The sequence below is a fragment of the Prauserella sp. PE36 genome, assembly GCF_003311655.1.
Taxonomy (GTDB): domain Bacteria; phylum Actinomycetota; class Actinomycetes; order Mycobacteriales; family Pseudonocardiaceae; genus Prauserella_A; species Prauserella_A endophytica.
The window spans coordinates 34,058-48,549 of record NZ_QEQT01000050.1; the positions used below are offsets into that span (position 1 = coordinate 34,058).

Below are 14,492 nucleotides of genomic sequence, written 5' to 3' on the forward strand. Positions count from 1 at the left end.
GACTGGCGTGGTGGCCACCGAGTTCTTCTCCTCGTTCGAGGACGGCGACCCACAACCGGGCACGGGCCAGCGCCTGCGCACCCACGTCGGAACCGGTCCCGTCCGGCCGCTCGCCGCGACGGCGGGCGCGGGATTCACCGGCACCAGGGCGCTGCACTACGCGACCGGCGTGGCCGGTCCGGCGCGGGCCGGCCTGTTCACGGTCGAGGTGCCGATCACCGAGCACACCGAACTGTCCTACGTGGTGTGCCCGGAATCGGACGGGACGCCGCCGAGCTACCGGAGCACCTTCGTGGGCGTGGATCTCGAGTTCGCCGACGGCACCACGCTCGGCGAGCTGGCCCCGCACACACGGGCCCGCGCGCGAGGCGAGTCGAAGGAGCTGTACGTCGACCAGTGGAACCTCGTGCGCGTGCCGGTGGGCGCGGTCGCCGCCGGCCGCACGGTGCGGGCGATCGTGCTCGTCACCGACGTGCCCGGTGAGGGTCCCGAGCTGACCGGCTGGCTCGACGACATCCGCCTCGCGGATCGCCCTTCCGTCGCCAGGGAGCCCGTCGAGCACGTCCGCACCACCAGGGGCACACACTCCAGCGCCCGCTTCTCGCGGGGCAACTGCCTGCCCGCGACCGCGCTGCCGCACGGCTTCAACCTGTGGACCCCGGTGACCGACGCCCGCGCGCTCGACTGGGTCTACGAGTACCACTCCGGGAGTCGCCCGGCATTGCAGGCGCTCGCGCTGAGCCACCAGCCGAGCCCGTGGGTCGGCGACCGGCACACGTTCCAGGTGATGCCGGGGATGGGCGAGGTGGTGACCGATCCGGCTGCGAGGGCGCTCGCGTTCTCGCACGACGACGAGATCGACCGGCCCCACCACTACGGCGTGCGGTTCGCGTGCGGCATCACCGCCGACATCGCACCCGCCGACCACGGCGCGATCCTGCGCTTCACGTTTCCCGGCGAGGGCGGCTGGCTGCTCTTCGACAACGTCCGCAACCGGGGCGGGCTGCGCGTCGACGTCACCAACCGCACGGTCACCGGCCACACGTGGGTGCGCAGCCGGTCGTCGGCGGGCGCGCGCCGCATGTTCGTGTACGCCACGTTCGACGAGCAGCCCAGCGGCGGCGGGCGGAACCGGAAGCCGTTCTGGCGGACCGTGACCGGCCACGTGCGGTTCACCGCCCGGGAGGTGACCATGCGCATGGCCACCTCGCTGATCAGCCTCGAGCAGGCCCGGCGGAACCTGGAGCTGGAGGTCGCCGCGCCGCTCACCTTCGCCGACGTGCGCGACCGGGCCCGCGAGGCGTGGGGGGAGCTGCTGGGCCGGGTCGAGGTCGAGGGCGCCACCGACGACCAGCTGGCCACCCTCTACTCCAGCCTGTACCGGCTGTTCCTCTACCCGAACTCCGGGCACGAGGACACCCCGCGCGGCGTGCGGCACGCGAGCCCGGTGGTGTGCCGCCGGTGGCCCAGCACTCGCACGCGCACCGGGGCGAAGGTGCTGCACGGGCCGATGTCGGTGAACAACGGCTTCTGGGACACCTACCGCACCACGTGGCCCGCGCTCGCCCTGCTCACCCCTCGCCGCTGCGGTGAGCTCATCGAGGGGTTCGTGCAGCAGTACCGCGAGGGCGGCTGGATCGCCCGCTGGTCGGCGCCCGGCTACGCGAACTCCATGGTCGGCACCAGCTCCGACGTCGCGTTCGCCGGGGCCTACCTCAAGGGCGTGCGCGGCTTCGACGTGCGCGCCGCGTACGAGGCGGCCCTGCGCAACGCCACCGTCGCCCCGCCGAACCGCGCCGTCGGCCGCAAGGGCCTCACCGAGTCGGTCTTCCTCGGCTACACGCCACTGTCCACGCGGGAGGGACTGTCGTGGGCCTTGGAGGGCTGCGTCAACGACTCCGGCATCGCCGCGCTCGCGAGGGCGCTCGGCGACGAGGACAACGCCGTCTACTTCGCGAGCAGGGCACGGAACTACGTGCACCACTTCGACGGCAGGACCGGGTTCTTCCAGGGCCGGAGAGCCGACGGCCGCTGGCGCCGCGACCCCGGCGACTACGACCCCGCCGAATGGGGTCACGACTACACCGAGACCAACGGCTGGAACACCGCGTTCTCCGCGCCGCACGACGGCGAGGGGCTCGCCGCGCTGCACGGCGGGCGCGCGCGTCTTGAGTCCATGTTGGACCGTTTCTTCGCGACACCGGAGACGGGGCTGCGCACCGGGTCTTACCACAAGGTGATCCACGAGATGACCGAGGCGCGCGACGTGCGGCTCGGCCAGTACGGTCACTCGAACCAGCCGTCCCACCACATCCCGTACGTCTACGCCCACGCCGGCGCGCCCGCGAAGACGCAGCGGATCGTGCGCGAGGTGCTGCGCCGCTGCTACCTCGGCGGCGAGATCGGGCAGGGCTACCCGGGCGACGAGGACAACGGCGAGCTGTCGGCGTGGTACCTGTTCAGCGCGCTGGGCTTCTACCCGCTGGACCCCGGGGGCACCCGGTACGTGCTCGGTTCTCCCCTGTTCCCCCGGACGGTCGTGCACCTGGAGAACGGCAACGACCTGGTGATCAACGCGCCCCGCGCGGGTGAGGGGGACGTCTACGTCCAGGGCCTGCGCATCGACGGCGAGCCGCACGACACACCATGGCTCGACCACGACGTGCTCACGGCGGGCGCGGTGCTGGACGTCCAGCTGGGCCCCGAGCCGAGCGACTGGGGTGTGCTGAGCACGGCACCGGAGCCACCGGCCCCGTTGCGTGACCTGCCGGGTCCGGCGCACTGCCTCGACGGCACCGACGTGACCGCCCTGCGCGACGACACCAGCCGCACCGAGGTGACGTTCTCCTCCGCGACCCCGGTACTCGGCCACGTCGCACCCGCACCGGCGACGGTGCGCTGCTACACGCTGACCTCGGCCGGCCGCGAGGGCGACCCGTGCTCGTGGGTGCTGGAGGGCTCGGCCGACGGTACCGAGTGGACGGTGCTCGACGCGCGCCGCGACGAGATGTTCCCCTGGCGCAGGCAGACCCGCGCGTTCCGCGTGGCCGAGCCGAAGCCGTTCCTCCAACACCGGCTGCGGATCACGGAGGCACGCGGGCGCCTGCGGCTGGCCCAGTGGGAGCTGCTCGCATGATCGCCACCGCGCTCGACCGGCTGCGCGCCTCCGACCCCGGGCTCGTGTGGGTGCGGTCCGCCGCGTCGGCGGTGCTCGGCATCGGGATCGCGGCGGGCGCGCTCGTGGCCCTCGGCCAGCCGCTAACGGTCGTGCTCGTCGGCGCCATCGCGGCGATGATGTCGGCGTTCACGGTCACCGACCCCGAGCCGGGACAGCAGGCCGTGACACTGGTGCTGGGTTTCGCGGTCGGCGCCGCCGCGCTCACGGCGGCAAGCCTCGGCCAGGCCGCGCCGCCGCTGGACGGCATCGTGTTCGTGCTGCTCATCTTCGTGGCCGTGTACGCGCAGCGGTTCGGACCACGCGGGATCGCGCTGGGCTCGCTGGCGTTCTTCCTGTTCTTCTTCGCGATGTTCCTGCAGACCAGGGTCGGACAGGTGCCGGTGTTGCTGCTGGCGCTCGCGGTGGGACTCGGCGCGAACACGCTCGTGCGGTTCGCGTTTCTGCCGCGCAGGCCGGAGCGGGAGCTGCTGAGCGTGCGCAGGGCATTCCGCGCCCGGCTCGGCGCGGTCGTGCGCGCGGCCATCGCCCACCTCGCCTCCGGCGGCTCGGCCCGCAGCGACAAGCAGCTGCGGCGCGCGGGCGACCGGCTCCACGAATGCGTGCTGCTGATCGAGGACACCGCCGAGGACGTGATCGACCCGGCCGCGGCCGCCCTCCTGCGCAGGCGCGCCATCGAGGTCGAGCTCGCCGTGCAGTGGCTCACGATCACCACCCGCCGCACGTGCGCCGACACCCTGGACGAGGCCGTGCGCGACGACCTGCTGGCCCGGCTGCGGCGGCTGGGCACGCTCATCGAACGCGATCCGCGCGAGCTGCCCGTGATCAGCGAGACCGACGAGTTCAGCAAACTGCTCGTCGAGGGCAGCAGGCTCAGCGATCAGCCCCGGCCCGGCGACGAGCTGCGCAGGGCCATGGCCGAGCTCGCGCTCGCCGACGTCAACGCTCAGCGCATCGCCGAGCGCGACTACTCCGCCGAGACCGAGCCACCCGAGCCGGAGGAGCCCGAGCGCACCCGGGTCTTCGCCTGGGACAACCGCACCCGCAGCGCGCTGCAGGCCGTGATCGGCGGCGGGCTCGCGGTCGTCGGCGGCGAGTTGGTGTCGCCCCAGCGGTGGTACTGGGCGGTGCTGACCGTGTTCGTCGTGTTCGTCGGCACGTCGAGTGCGGGCGCCACCCTGGTGAAGGGCGCCCGCCGGTTCGCGGGCACGCTGGTCGGGATCTTCGCCGGCGCCCTGTGCGCGCTGCTCGTCACCGGCAGCACCACGGCGACGATCGTGCTGATCCTCGTGTGCGTGTTCGGCACGGCGTTCGTCGCCAGGGTCTCGCAGACGGCGATGGCGTTCTTCATCACCACGATGCTGGGCCTGCTCTACAGCCTGCTGGGCACGTTCAGCCTTGAGGTGCTGGGCGTGCGGCTGGCCGAGACGGCCGTTGGCGCGCTCGCGGGCGTCCTGGCCGCCGTGGTGATCGTGCCGGTGCGCACCAGGTCGGTGCTGCTCGAGGACGTCGCCGCAGCGCTGGAGGATCTCCGCGAGTTCGTGGTGCAGGCCGACGCGCTGCTGACCGGGCGGGAGAACGTCAACGTCATCGAGCTCTCCCGGCAGCTGGACCGGGCGGTGGAACGCCTGCGCGCGACCGTCGAACCGCTGACCCACCCGATCAACCTCCGCGGCGCGCGTCGCGACTACGGCTGGTACGTGCTGAACACGCTCGAGGCCATCGCCTTCCGTGCCCGCAACATCGCCGCCAGGGCTCAGCCCGGCCTGCTCGCGCTCGACGGGCGGCTGCCCGCGCTGATCGAACGGCTCACCGGCAACATCGACGTGCTGCTCGAGGTCGTCGGCGGCGGCACGGAGCAGCGGGCGCTTGCCGAGGCCGGGGGCGCGCCGCCGGGCGACCTGGCAGACAGCGCGCAGGCCAGGACCGTGCTGTCGAGCCTGGGCAAGCTGGACGAGGCACTGCTCGCGCTCGGCAGGGCCTTCGACGTGGAGACCTCCGCCGCTCAATCGGTACAGGTGAGGCGACGCACCCACCCATCCGGAGCAGCGGCCGATAACATCCCCGATACAAGAACAGAACCCGTCAGCAGGAGAACGTTATGACCCAAGCCCCTGTCAACGTCACCGTCACCGGCGCTGCCGGCCAGATCGGCTACGCGCTGCTGTTCCGCATCGCGTCCGGTCAGCTGCTGGGTCAGGACACTCCGGTGAAGCTGCGGCTGCTGGAGATCCCGCAGGCGGTGAAGGCGGCCGAGGGCACCGCACTGGAGCTGGAGGACTGCGCGTTCCCGCTGCTGGCCGGAGTCGACATCTTCGACGACGCGAAGCAGGCGTTCGAGGGCGTCAACGTGGCACTGCTGGTGGGCGCGCGCCCGCGCACGAAGGGCATGGAGCGCGGTGACCTGCTCGAGGCCAACGGCGGCATCTTCAAGCCGCAGGGCGAGGCCATCAACGCCGGCGCCGCCGACGACGTGAAGGTGCTCGTGGTGGGCAACCCGGCCAACACCAACGCCCTCATCGCGCAGTCGCACGCGCCCGACGTCCCGGCCGAGCGGTTCACCGCGATGACCCGCTTGGACCACAACCGCGCGATCGCGCAGCTCGCGAAGAAGCTGGGCGTCGCCGTTTCCGACGTGAAGAAGCTGACCATCTGGGGCAACCACTCGGCGACCCAGTACCCGGACATCTTCCACGCCGAGGTGGGCGGCAAGAACGCGGCCGAGGCCGTGAACGACAAGGCGTGGCTGGCCGACGAGTTCATCCCCCGTGTGGCCAAGCGCGGCGCGGAGATCATCGAGGCCCGCGGCGCGTCGTCGGCGGCGTCCGCGGCGAACGCGGCCATCGACCACGTCTACGACTGGGTCAACGGCACCCCGGACGGCGACTGGGTCTCGATGGGCATCCCGTCGGACGGCTCCTACGGCGTCCCGGAGGGCATCATCTCGTCGTTCCCCGTCACCTGCAAGAACGGCAAGTACGAGATCGTCCAGGGCCTGGAGATCGACGACTTCTCCCGCGAGCGCATCGACGCCTCCGTGCGCGAGCTCACCGAGGAGCGCGACGCCGTCAAGCAGCTCGGCCTCGTCTGAGCGCTTCCCGATCCGCAGTGAAGGCCACCATGCCTGCGTTCAACGCAGTGATGGTGGCCTTCACTGCATTCTGGCTCAGGCGCCGGTGAGGCCCCGGCGCTTCAGCAGGGGCTCGATCTCGGGGTCGCGGCCGCGGAAGGCGCGGAACGCCTCCATCGCGTCCACGCTGCCACCCCTGGCGAGCAGCTCCCGGCGGTAGTGGTCGCCGTTCTCGCGGGTGAGCCCGCCGTTCTCGCGGAACCACTCCACCGAGTCGGCGTCCAGTACCTCGCTCCAGATGTAGGAGTAGTACCCCGCCGCGTACCCGGTGCTGAAGATGTGGGCGAAGTAGGTGCTGCGGTAGCGCGGCGGAACCGTCTCCAGCGCCACGCCCGCCTTCTCCAGCGCGTCCGCCTCGAACCGCCGCACGTCGCCGATGGCGGAGTCCGCGCCGATCAGGTGCCACGAGAGGTCCAGCAGCGCGGCCGCGAGGTACTCCGTGGTCGCGAAGCCCTCGCCGTACTGCCGTGACTCCTCCAGCCGCTCCACCAGCCGCGCGGGCAGCGGCTCGCCGGTGCGGTGGTGCCGGGCGTAGTTGGTCAGCACCTCCGGCCACAGCGCCCACATCTCGTTGACCTGCGAGGGGAACTCCACGAAGTCACGCGGCACACTCGTACCCGAGAACGTCGGGTACTCGACGTCGGAGAGCAGCCCGTGCAACGCGTGCCCGAACTCGTGGAACGCCGTGGTCACCTCGTCGTAGGTCAGCAGCGTCGGCTCCCCCGCCGGCGGCTTGGCGATGTTCAGGTTGTTCACCACCACCGGCCGCTCCCCCAGCAGGCGGGACTGGTCGACGAACGTGTTCATCCACGCGCCTCCGCGCTTGGAGTCCCGCGTGTAGTAGTCACCGAGGAAGAGCCCGAGCGGGCTGCCGTCGGCGTCGGTCACCTCGAACACGCGCACGTCCGGGTGGTACTTCGGCAGATCCTGGCGCTCGGTGAACGTGAGCCCGTACAGCCGGCTCGCCGCGTAGAACACACCGTCGACGAGCACCCGCTCCAGCTCGAAGTACGGCCGCAGCTCCGCGTCGTCGAGGTCGTAGCGGCGACGCCGCACGCGCTCGGCGTAGTACGCCCAGTCCCACGGCTGGAGGGTGAAGTCCTCGCCGGACGCAGTGTCGTTCTCGATCTCCTCCTGCAGCTCGGCAGCGTCGGCCTGCGCGTTGGCGACGGCCACGGGCGCGAGCCGCTGCAGGAGCGACAGCGCCGCGTCCGGGGTCTTCGCGGTCTGGTCCTCGATCACGTACGCGGCGTGGTGCGGGTGCCCCAGCAGCGCTGCCCGCTCGGCGCGCAGCGTGGCGATCCTCGCCAGCACCTCGGTGTTGTCGTACTCGTTGCCCCGGTTGCCGCGCGAGGTCGACGCGCGGAACACCCGCTCGCGCAGGCCGCGATCGTGCAGCGACGCCAGCGCGGGCTGAGCCGTCGGCAGGCCGAGTTTGATCAGGTACTTGCCGTCCTCACCGCGGGCGGTGGCCGCCTCGGCCGCCGCGGCGATCGCGTCCTCCGACAGCCCGGCCAGCTCGTCGCGTGTGGACACCACGACGGCGAGGTCGTTGGTGTCGCCGAGGAGGTTGTCCTGGAAGCGCGTGGACAGCGTGGACAGTTCCTCGTTCAGCGCGCGCAGCCGGGTCTGGCTCTCCTCGGGCAGCCCGGCGCCCGCCCGCTGGAAGTCCAGGTGGTAGCGCCGCAGCAGCCACGCCTGCTCCGCGCCGAGCCCGAGGGAGTCCCTGCGCTCGTAGAGGTCCTCGATTCGGGCGAACAGCTCCGGGTCGAGGTGGATGGCGTCGGAGTGGGCGGCCAGCTTCGGCGCGATCTCGGCCTGCACGGCCTGCAGCGTCTCGTTCGTGTTGGAGGCCGCGAGGTTGAAGAACACCGACGACACCCGGCCGAGCAGTCGACCGGCCCGCTCCAGCGCCACGATCGTGTTCTCGAACGTCGGCGGCTCCGGGTTCGTCGCGATCGCGCGGACCTCCTGCGCGTGCTCGGCGATGCCGGCCTCGAACGCGGGCAGGTAGTGCTCGTCGGCGATGCGGTCGAACGGGGGCAGGCCGTAGGGCAGCTCGCTCGGCGCCAGCAGGGGGTTGTCGCGGCTTGTCACGATCGTTCCTTTCTTCCCGTCGACCCTCCGACCTCCGCGTCAGAGGACAGCTTCTTCGACCTGCGCCGTTTCTTGGGCTCCGGCGGCACGATCCCGCCGAGGTCACCGGCGAGGTCGTTGACGCGCAGCACGAACGGGCGCGTCTCGGTGTAGCGCACCACCGACAGGGATCCGGGGTCGACGACGATGCGCTGGAAGCCGTCGAGGTGCTGCCCGAGCGCGTCGGCGAGCAGCGCCTTGATCACGTCGCCGTGGCTGCACAGCAGCCACACCGCGTGATCGCCGTGCTCGGCGCTGATGCGCGCGTCGTGCTCGCGGACGGCGGCGACGGCCCGCGACTGCACGCCCGCCAGGCCCTCCCCGCCGGGGAACACCGCCGCGGACGGGTGCGCCTGCACCACGCGCCACAGCGGTTCCTTCACCAGCGTCTTGAGCTCCTTGCCCGTCCACTCGCCGTAGTCCACTTCGGACAGCCGGGGTTCGGTGAGCCGGTCGAGCCCGCGCGCCGTCGCCAGCGGGCCGAGCGTCTGTTTGCACCGTAGCAGCGGCGAGGTGACGAGCGCCGCGAGCGGCACCGCCGCCAGCCGCTCGACCAGGCCCTCGGCCTGTGCCCGGCCCCGCTCGTCGAGACCGACCCGTGGGGTGCGGCCGGCCAGCACCCCGGAGCCGTTGGCCGTGGAGCGGCCGTGCCGCAGCAGAATCACAGTTGCCACACGGCCACCCTACGGGTTACCGGTGTGCTCTCCGGGGAGGTTGTCGCGTTCAGCCGGCGACCCAGCCAGTGTCAGGCCGGGCCGTCGAGGAATGTGATCAACCTCCCCGGACTGGGGGTACTAGGATTCGACCGGTCCCGCGTTGGGGTCGAGGACACCGGCGAAGACCAGCGCGAGCAGGATGAGGCCGAGCACCACGCGGTAGATCACGAACGGCAGGAAGCTGTTCTTCTTGATGTAGGCCATCAGCCAGGCGATCACCACGTAGCCGACGCCGAACGCCACCACCGTGGCCAGGATGGTCGGGCCCCACGCGGGTCCCTCCCCGGACGCGATGTCGGCGAGCTGGTAGAAGCCGGACGCCATGACGGCGGGCACAGCTAGCAGGAACGAGTACTCGGCGGCGTCCGCGCGCTTGTAGCCGAGGAAGAGCCCACCGGTGATCGTGCCACCCGAGCGCGAGACGCCGGGGATGAGCGCGAGCGCCTGGAAGAACCCGAACGCCAGGCCGTGCTTCACCGTGAGGTGGTCGAGGTCGCGCTGCTGCTGCCCGATCCGGTCGGCCAGCAGCAACAGCAGCCCGAACACGATCAGGGTGGTCGCGGTGATCCGCAGGTCGCGGAAGGTGTGCTCGATCTGGTCCTCGAACAGCAGCCCGAGCACCGCGATCGGCAGCGAGCCGACGATGATCAGCCAGCCCATCCTGGCGTGCGGGTCGTGCCGGTACTCACGGTTGTAGAGCGACTTGAACCAGTGGGAGATGATGCGGCCGATCTTGCGGCTGAAGTACAGCAGCACCGCCAGCTCGGTGCCGATCTGGGTCACCGCCGTGAACGCCGCGCCGGGGTCGTCCCAGCCCGCGAACGCGGCGGTGACCCGCAGGTGGGCGCTCGAGGAGATCGGCAGGAACTCCGTGAGGCCCTGTACGAGCCCGAGGACGAGTGCTTCGAACCAGCCCATCACGCGACTCCGGCCAGGTCCAGCGCCTCGGCCGCGGTACGCAGCGCGGCCGATCCCGCCTCTGCGTCGCCGACGTACATCGCGACGGTGAGGGTGGTGACGCCGGCCTCGGCGTAGGCGGCCATCCGCTCGGCGATCCGCTCCTTCGGGCCGAGCAGCGACGTCGCGTCGATGAACTCCAGCGGCACCGCGGCCATCGCGCCCGCGTAGTCCTTGGCGAGGTACTTCTCCTGCACCTCGGCGGCCTGAGCCTCGAAGCCCATCCGGCAGGCCAGCTGGTTGTAGAAGTTCTTCTCCCGGCTGCCCATGCCGCCGAGGTACAGCGCCGCGTAGCCGCGCACGGCGTCGGCGCAGGTCCGCCAGTCGGCACCGGGCACGAGCGGGACGGTGGGAGCGATGTCGAAGCCCTCCAGCGTGCGGCCGGCCTTCTCGGCGCCGGCGCGCAGGTGGCCCAGCTGCTCGCCGGCGTGCTCGGGTGAGAAGAACACGGGGAGCCAGCCGTCGGCGATCTCGCCGGTCAGCTCCAGGTTGCGGGGCCCGATCGCGGCCAGGTACGTGGGGATGTGGTCCCGTACGGGGTGCACGGTGAGGGAGAGCGCCTTGCCGGGCCCATCGGGCAGCGGCAGCTGGAAGTGCTTGCCGTCGTAGCGGACGCGTTCGCGGCGCAGCGCCATGCGCACGATGTCGACGTACTCGCGGGTGCGCCCGAGCGGCGAGCCGAACCGCACGCCGTGCCAGCCCTCGGAGACCTGGGGGCCCGAGACGCCGAGGCCCAGCCGGAACCGGCCGCCGGAGAGCGAGTCGAGGGTGGCGGCCGTCATCGCGGTGGCCGCGGGGGTCCGCGCCGGGATCTGCAGTACCGCGCTGCCGACGTCGATCCTCGACGTCTGTGCCGCGACGAACGCGAGCACGGTGGGGGCGTCCGAGCCGTACGCCTCCGCGGCCCAGACCACCGAGTAGTCCATGGTGTCGGCATGCTTGGCGAGCGCCAAGTTGGACGCGTCGTTACCCGCGCCCCAGTATCCGAGGTTCAATCCCAATCGCACGGTCGCCGACACTATCGGGCGGTTGATCGCGTCCACACTTGCCTTGGTCAAGAGCTCGGATGGCCGAACTATAGGGTGGGCAGTCATGGAAAGCCGTCCGCTCGGCACCTCCGGCCTGAAGGTGTCCCGCATGGCGCTGGGGACCATGTCCTGGGGTACCGCCACCGACTCGGAAGAGGCCGCCAGCCAGCTCGTCGCGTTCGTGGACGCGGGCGGCACGCTCGTCGACACCGCCGACATCTACGCCGAGGGTGAGTGTGAGCGCATCCTCGGCTCGCTACTCGCCGACCTGGTGCCGCGCGAGGACGTGGTGCTGGCGACCAAGGCGGTGGCCAGGCGCACCGACGGCCCCTTCGGCGGCGGCGCGTCCCGTGGGGCGCTGCTGACCGCGCTGGACGGCTCGCTGCGCAGGCTCGGTGTCGACCACGTCGACCTGTGGCAGCTGCACGCGTGGGACAGCACCGTGCCGCTCGAGGAGACCCTCTCCGCGCTCGACTTCGCCGTCAGCAGCGGCAAGGTCCGCTACGCCGGCGTGTCGAACTACTGCGGCTGGCAGCTCGCGACGGCCGCCGCGCTACGGCCGCGGCTGCTCGTCTCCACCCAGGTCGAGTACTCGCTGCTGGAGCGCGGCGTGGAGCGGGAGGTGGTGCCCGCCGCGGCGCATCACGGCATCGGCCTGCTGCCGTGGGCTCCGCTCGGCCGGGGTGTGCTGACCGGCAAGTACCGCACGGGCACGCCCGCCGACTCGCGCGGCGCCTCGGCCACCTACGCCGGCTACGTCGAGCAGCACCGCACCGAGCGCGCGAGCCGCATCGTGGAGGCGGTCGCCACCGCCGCCGAGGGCCTCGGCACCTCGCCGCTCGCCGTGGCCCTGGCGTGGATCCGCGACCGGCCCGGCGTGGTCGCCCCCGTGGTCGGCGCTCGCGACACCGGCCAGCTCTCCGGCTCGCTCGCGGCCGAGGAGCTGACGCTGCCGACCGCCATCCGCGCCGCACTCGACGACGTGTCGTCGATCGAGTTCGGCTACCCGGAACGGTGGCCGAGGTAACGGCCACGTGACGCCACCACCAAGCTGCGGGATGCTGTAGGTAACCGTGTTCTTCTCATCCGGAGGCTGTGTGTTCCCTGCCCCCTTGCGGCGGCCCACCCCTGGTGTGCGCCGGGTCGCCGTCGTTGCCGTTGTCGGGACGCTGCTCCTCAGCGGCTGCACGTCCGCAGGCGGAGGTGGGGACGAGCTACAGGTCGTCGCCAACCCGACGGCCGCCGTCGCGGCCACGTCGCCGGAGCGCTCGGCGGAGCCCGCGGGCCGGGTGCTCGAACAGCGCGCCGAGGTGACGACCATGGTCGCCTCCGGCAGTACGCTCGCCGTCGCGCTGGCCGAGCCCGCGTCGGTGCTGCTCTACGACCTCGACGACCTCACCGCCAGGCCGCGGTCGGTCGAGTTGCCCGCCCCTGCCGAGGAGCTGACCGCCGCCGACGGCGAGCTGCTGGCGAGCCTGCCCTCCGCGCACCGGCTAGCGCGCATCGCACTGCCGTCCGGAGAGGTGCGCACCGTCGACGTCAAGGGCAAGCCCGCCGGCACGGCGGTCAGGGACGGGCAGACGCTGGTGGCCGTGCGCGACCGCAAGGCCATCGAGGTGCTCGACGGCGACCGGGTCGCCGAGACGATCACCGGCGACCTCTACAGCGCCGACGACGTGCTCGTGGCGGGCGACACGACCATCGTGCTCGACCGGCTCCGCACGGCCGTGTTCACCGTGGACGTGGCTGGCGGCTCGATCGACGAGGGCCTGCGGGCCGGTGACGGCGCCACCAACGCGGTCGTCGACTCCTACGGGCGGGTGCTCGTCGCCGACACGCGCGGCGACAGCCTGCTCGCCTTCGGGACCGATCCCCTGCTGCTGCGCCAGCGCTATCCGGTGCCCGGCGGTATCTACGGGATCGCCTACGACGCGAAACGCCACGTCGTGTGGGTGACCCTGACCGAGCGCAACGAGGTCGTGGGCTTCGACGTACGGGGTGGTGAGCCCACGGAGAAGTTCCGGCTCCCCACCGTTCGGCAGCCGAATTCGGTTACGGTCGACGAACGGACGTCACGGGTCGTCGTCGGCTCGGCAGCCGGAGAAGGGATCCAGGTGATCGCTCTATGACACAAGCGGAAGCGGTGGTCGACGAGGACTGGGAGTATCGCCGGGTGCAGCTGCCCCCGGGCCTCTCCCGAGTCACCGCCGCCGTCCAGCTCTCGATCCAGGCCGAGTTCTCCGGGTGGGAGCTGTCGAACGTGCGGCTCTACGCGGACGGTACCCGCAGGGTGTGGCTGCGCAGGCGGCGCAGCCGGGCGGGGGTAGGCCTGCCCGGCCTCATGACGTAGCCCGCCCGTCCTCGCCCGCGGCCGCACCCTTCAGCAGCCGCGCCCCCGTCTCGCGCAGGTACTCGCGCAGCTCCGGCGGGCCCACGACCTCGAAGTCCGCCCCGATCGCAGCCAGCACGAGCACCGGCCATTCGAAGCTGTCGACTTTCATCGTCAGGCGGCACGACTCCGTGCCTGCCGGCTCCACCACGCCCCAGCGCTGCACGGTCCGGGCCACGTGCTCCGCCGGCGCCCGCACCAGCAGTACGGCCTCGTACTGCGTCGGCACCACGTTCACCTGCTGTCGCACGAACTCGGCGGCGTCTCCTCCGGGCAGCTCCCGCTGCCGGAACCGCGCCCCCGTCGTTCTCGGCTCGGAGAGCCGGTCGACGCGGAAAGTCCGCCACCCGTGCTTCTCGGCGTCCCACGCCACGAGATACCAGCGGCGGCCCAGTGACACCAGCCGGTGCGGCTCCACCAGCCGGGACGTCCGTTCGCCGTCGCGCGCCGTGTAGGAGAACCGCATGCGCTCGTCGTCGCGGCACGCCTGGGCGAGCACCGTGAGCGCCGCGGCGTCGACCGTGGGACCGCCGGTGAACGTCGCGGGAACGGTGAACGCCTGCAGCGCGTCGACCCGGCGCCGCAGCCGGGGCGGCATCACCTGGATGACCTTGCTCAGCGCACGGACCGAGATCTCCTCGATGCCGTCGATGGCGCCGCCCGCGGCCGTGCGCAGTCCGACGGCGATCGCGACGGCCTCCTCGTCGTCGACGAGCAGCGGCGGCATCGCGGCCCCTGACCTCAGCTGGTAGCCGCCCGCGACACCCCGGCTGGCGTCGACCGGGTAGCCGAGCTCGCGCAGCCGGTCGATGTCGCGGCGCAGGGTCCGTTCGCTGACCTCCAGCCGTTCGGCGAGCTCGCTGCCGGGCCAGTACCGATGGGTCTGCAGCAGCGACAGCAGCCGCAGCATCCGTCCACTCGTGTTCGTCATGGCTCCAGGTTCGCCTTCATTGCGGTCAGA

The 14,492-nt window shown here is 71.8% G+C and carries 11 protein-coding genes; 6 read left to right on the top strand and 5 right to left on the bottom strand.

What is annotated here, in order from left to right; all coding sequences use genetic code 11:
* Positions 1–7 precede the first annotated feature (7 nt).
* From DI005_RS11175 to DI005_RS11185, 3 genes are read left to right on the top strand one after another with little or no spacing between them, the layout of a single operon-like run.
* Positions 8–3,136: a GH92 family glycosyl hydrolase gene (locus tag DI005_RS11175; RefSeq protein WP_113642069.1), complete on the top strand. Its 3,129-nt coding sequence runs from the start codon at positions 8–10 to the stop codon at positions 3,134–3,136.
* Positions 3,133–5,280 (top strand): FUSC family protein, encoded by a 2,148-nt coding sequence (locus DI005_RS11180; RefSeq protein WP_113642070.1) that lies wholly within the window; start codon positions 3,133–3,135, stop codon positions 5,278–5,280. Before DI005_RS11175 ends, DI005_RS11180 begins: the two co-directional genes overlap by 4 nt.
* Positions 5,277–6,266, top strand: a complete 990-nt coding sequence (locus tag DI005_RS11185) for a malate dehydrogenase (RefSeq protein ID WP_112270513.1) — start codon at positions 5,277–5,279, stop codon at positions 6,264–6,266. Before DI005_RS11180 ends, DI005_RS11185 begins: the two co-directional genes overlap by 4 nt.
* Positions 6,267–6,341: 75 nt before the next feature.
* On the opposite strand, the gene DI005_RS11190 is transcribed toward DI005_RS11185, so the two are convergent.
* The 4 genes from DI005_RS11190 to DI005_RS11205 form a co-directional block, all read right to left on the bottom strand.
* Complete coding sequence (locus tag DI005_RS11190) at positions 6,342–8,402, bottom strand: M3 family metallopeptidase (RefSeq protein WP_113642071.1); 2,061 nt, start codon at positions 8,400–8,402, stop codon at positions 6,342–6,344.
* A complete protein-coding gene (locus DI005_RS11195; protein ID WP_112270517.1) occupies positions 8,399–9,115 on the bottom strand; it encodes a histidine phosphatase family protein in 717 nt (238 codons plus the stop codon). Before DI005_RS11195 ends, DI005_RS11190 begins: the two co-directional genes overlap by 4 nt.
* A 120-nt stretch (positions 9,116–9,235) precedes the next feature.
* On the bottom strand, positions 9,236–10,075 hold the full coding sequence (locus DI005_RS11200; protein ID WP_113642072.1) for an undecaprenyl-diphosphate phosphatase: 840 nt from the start codon (positions 10,073–10,075) through the stop codon (positions 9,236–9,238).
* The gene (locus tag DI005_RS11205; protein WP_113642219.1) at positions 10,075–11,121 is read right to left on the bottom strand and encodes an LLM class F420-dependent oxidoreductase; all 1,047 of its coding nucleotides are present in this window, start codon (positions 11,119–11,121) and stop codon (positions 10,075–10,077) included. The genes DI005_RS11200 and DI005_RS11205 overlap by 1 nt, the downstream gene beginning before the upstream one ends.
* Positions 11,122–11,206: 85 nt before the next feature.
* On the opposite strand from DI005_RS11205, the gene DI005_RS11210 reads away from it, so the two are divergent.
* The 3 genes from DI005_RS11210 (at position 11,207) to DI005_RS11220 (ending at position 13,492) form a co-directional block, all read left to right on the top strand.
* Positions 11,207–12,169: an aldo/keto reductase gene (locus tag DI005_RS11210; RefSeq protein WP_170200522.1), complete on the top strand. Its 963-nt coding sequence runs from the start codon at positions 11,207–11,209 to the stop codon at positions 12,167–12,169.
* 70 nt (positions 12,170–12,239) lie between these two features.
* Positions 12,240–13,271 (top strand): YncE family protein, encoded by a 1,032-nt coding sequence (locus DI005_RS11215; protein WP_233520088.1) that lies wholly within the window; start codon positions 12,240–12,242, stop codon positions 13,269–13,271.
* Positions 13,268–13,492, top strand: coding sequence for a DUF5703 family protein (locus DI005_RS11220; RefSeq protein WP_112270523.1), 225 nt, complete (start codon positions 13,268–13,270; stop codon positions 13,490–13,492). Before DI005_RS11215 ends, DI005_RS11220 begins: the two co-directional genes overlap by 4 nt.
* Here DI005_RS11220 and DI005_RS11225 read toward each other — a convergent pair.
* Positions 13,482–14,462, bottom strand: a complete 981-nt coding sequence (locus DI005_RS11225; RefSeq protein ID WP_199542732.1) for a YafY family protein — start codon at positions 14,460–14,462, stop codon at positions 13,482–13,484. The genes DI005_RS11220 and DI005_RS11225 overlap by 11 nt on opposite strands.
* Positions 14,463–14,492 lie beyond the last annotated feature (30 nt).

Excerpts from the sequence above, each read along its gene's own strand:
- DI005_RS11200 (WP_113642072.1), bottom strand. The coding sequence starts at position 10,075 with ATGGGCTGGTTCGAAGCACTCGTCCTCGGGCTCGTACAGGGCCTCACG.
- DI005_RS11185 (WP_112270513.1), top strand. The coding sequence starts at position 5,277 with ATGACCCAAGCCCCTGTCAACGTCACCGTCACCGGCGCTGCCGGCCAG.
- DI005_RS11220 (WP_112270523.1), top strand. The coding sequence starts at position 13,268 with ATGACACAAGCGGAAGCGGTGGTCGACGAGGACTGGGAGTATCGCCGG.
- DI005_RS11180 (WP_113642070.1), top strand. The coding sequence starts at position 3,133 with ATGATCGCCACCGCGCTCGACCGGCTGCGCGCCTCCGACCCCGGGCTC.
- DI005_RS11210 (WP_170200522.1), top strand. The coding sequence starts at position 11,207 with ATGGAAAGCCGTCCGCTCGGCACCTCCGGCCTGAAGGTGTCCCGCATG.
- DI005_RS11225 (WP_199542732.1), bottom strand. The coding sequence starts at position 14,462 with ATGACGAACACGAGTGGACGGATGCTGCGGCTGCTGTCGCTGCTGCAG.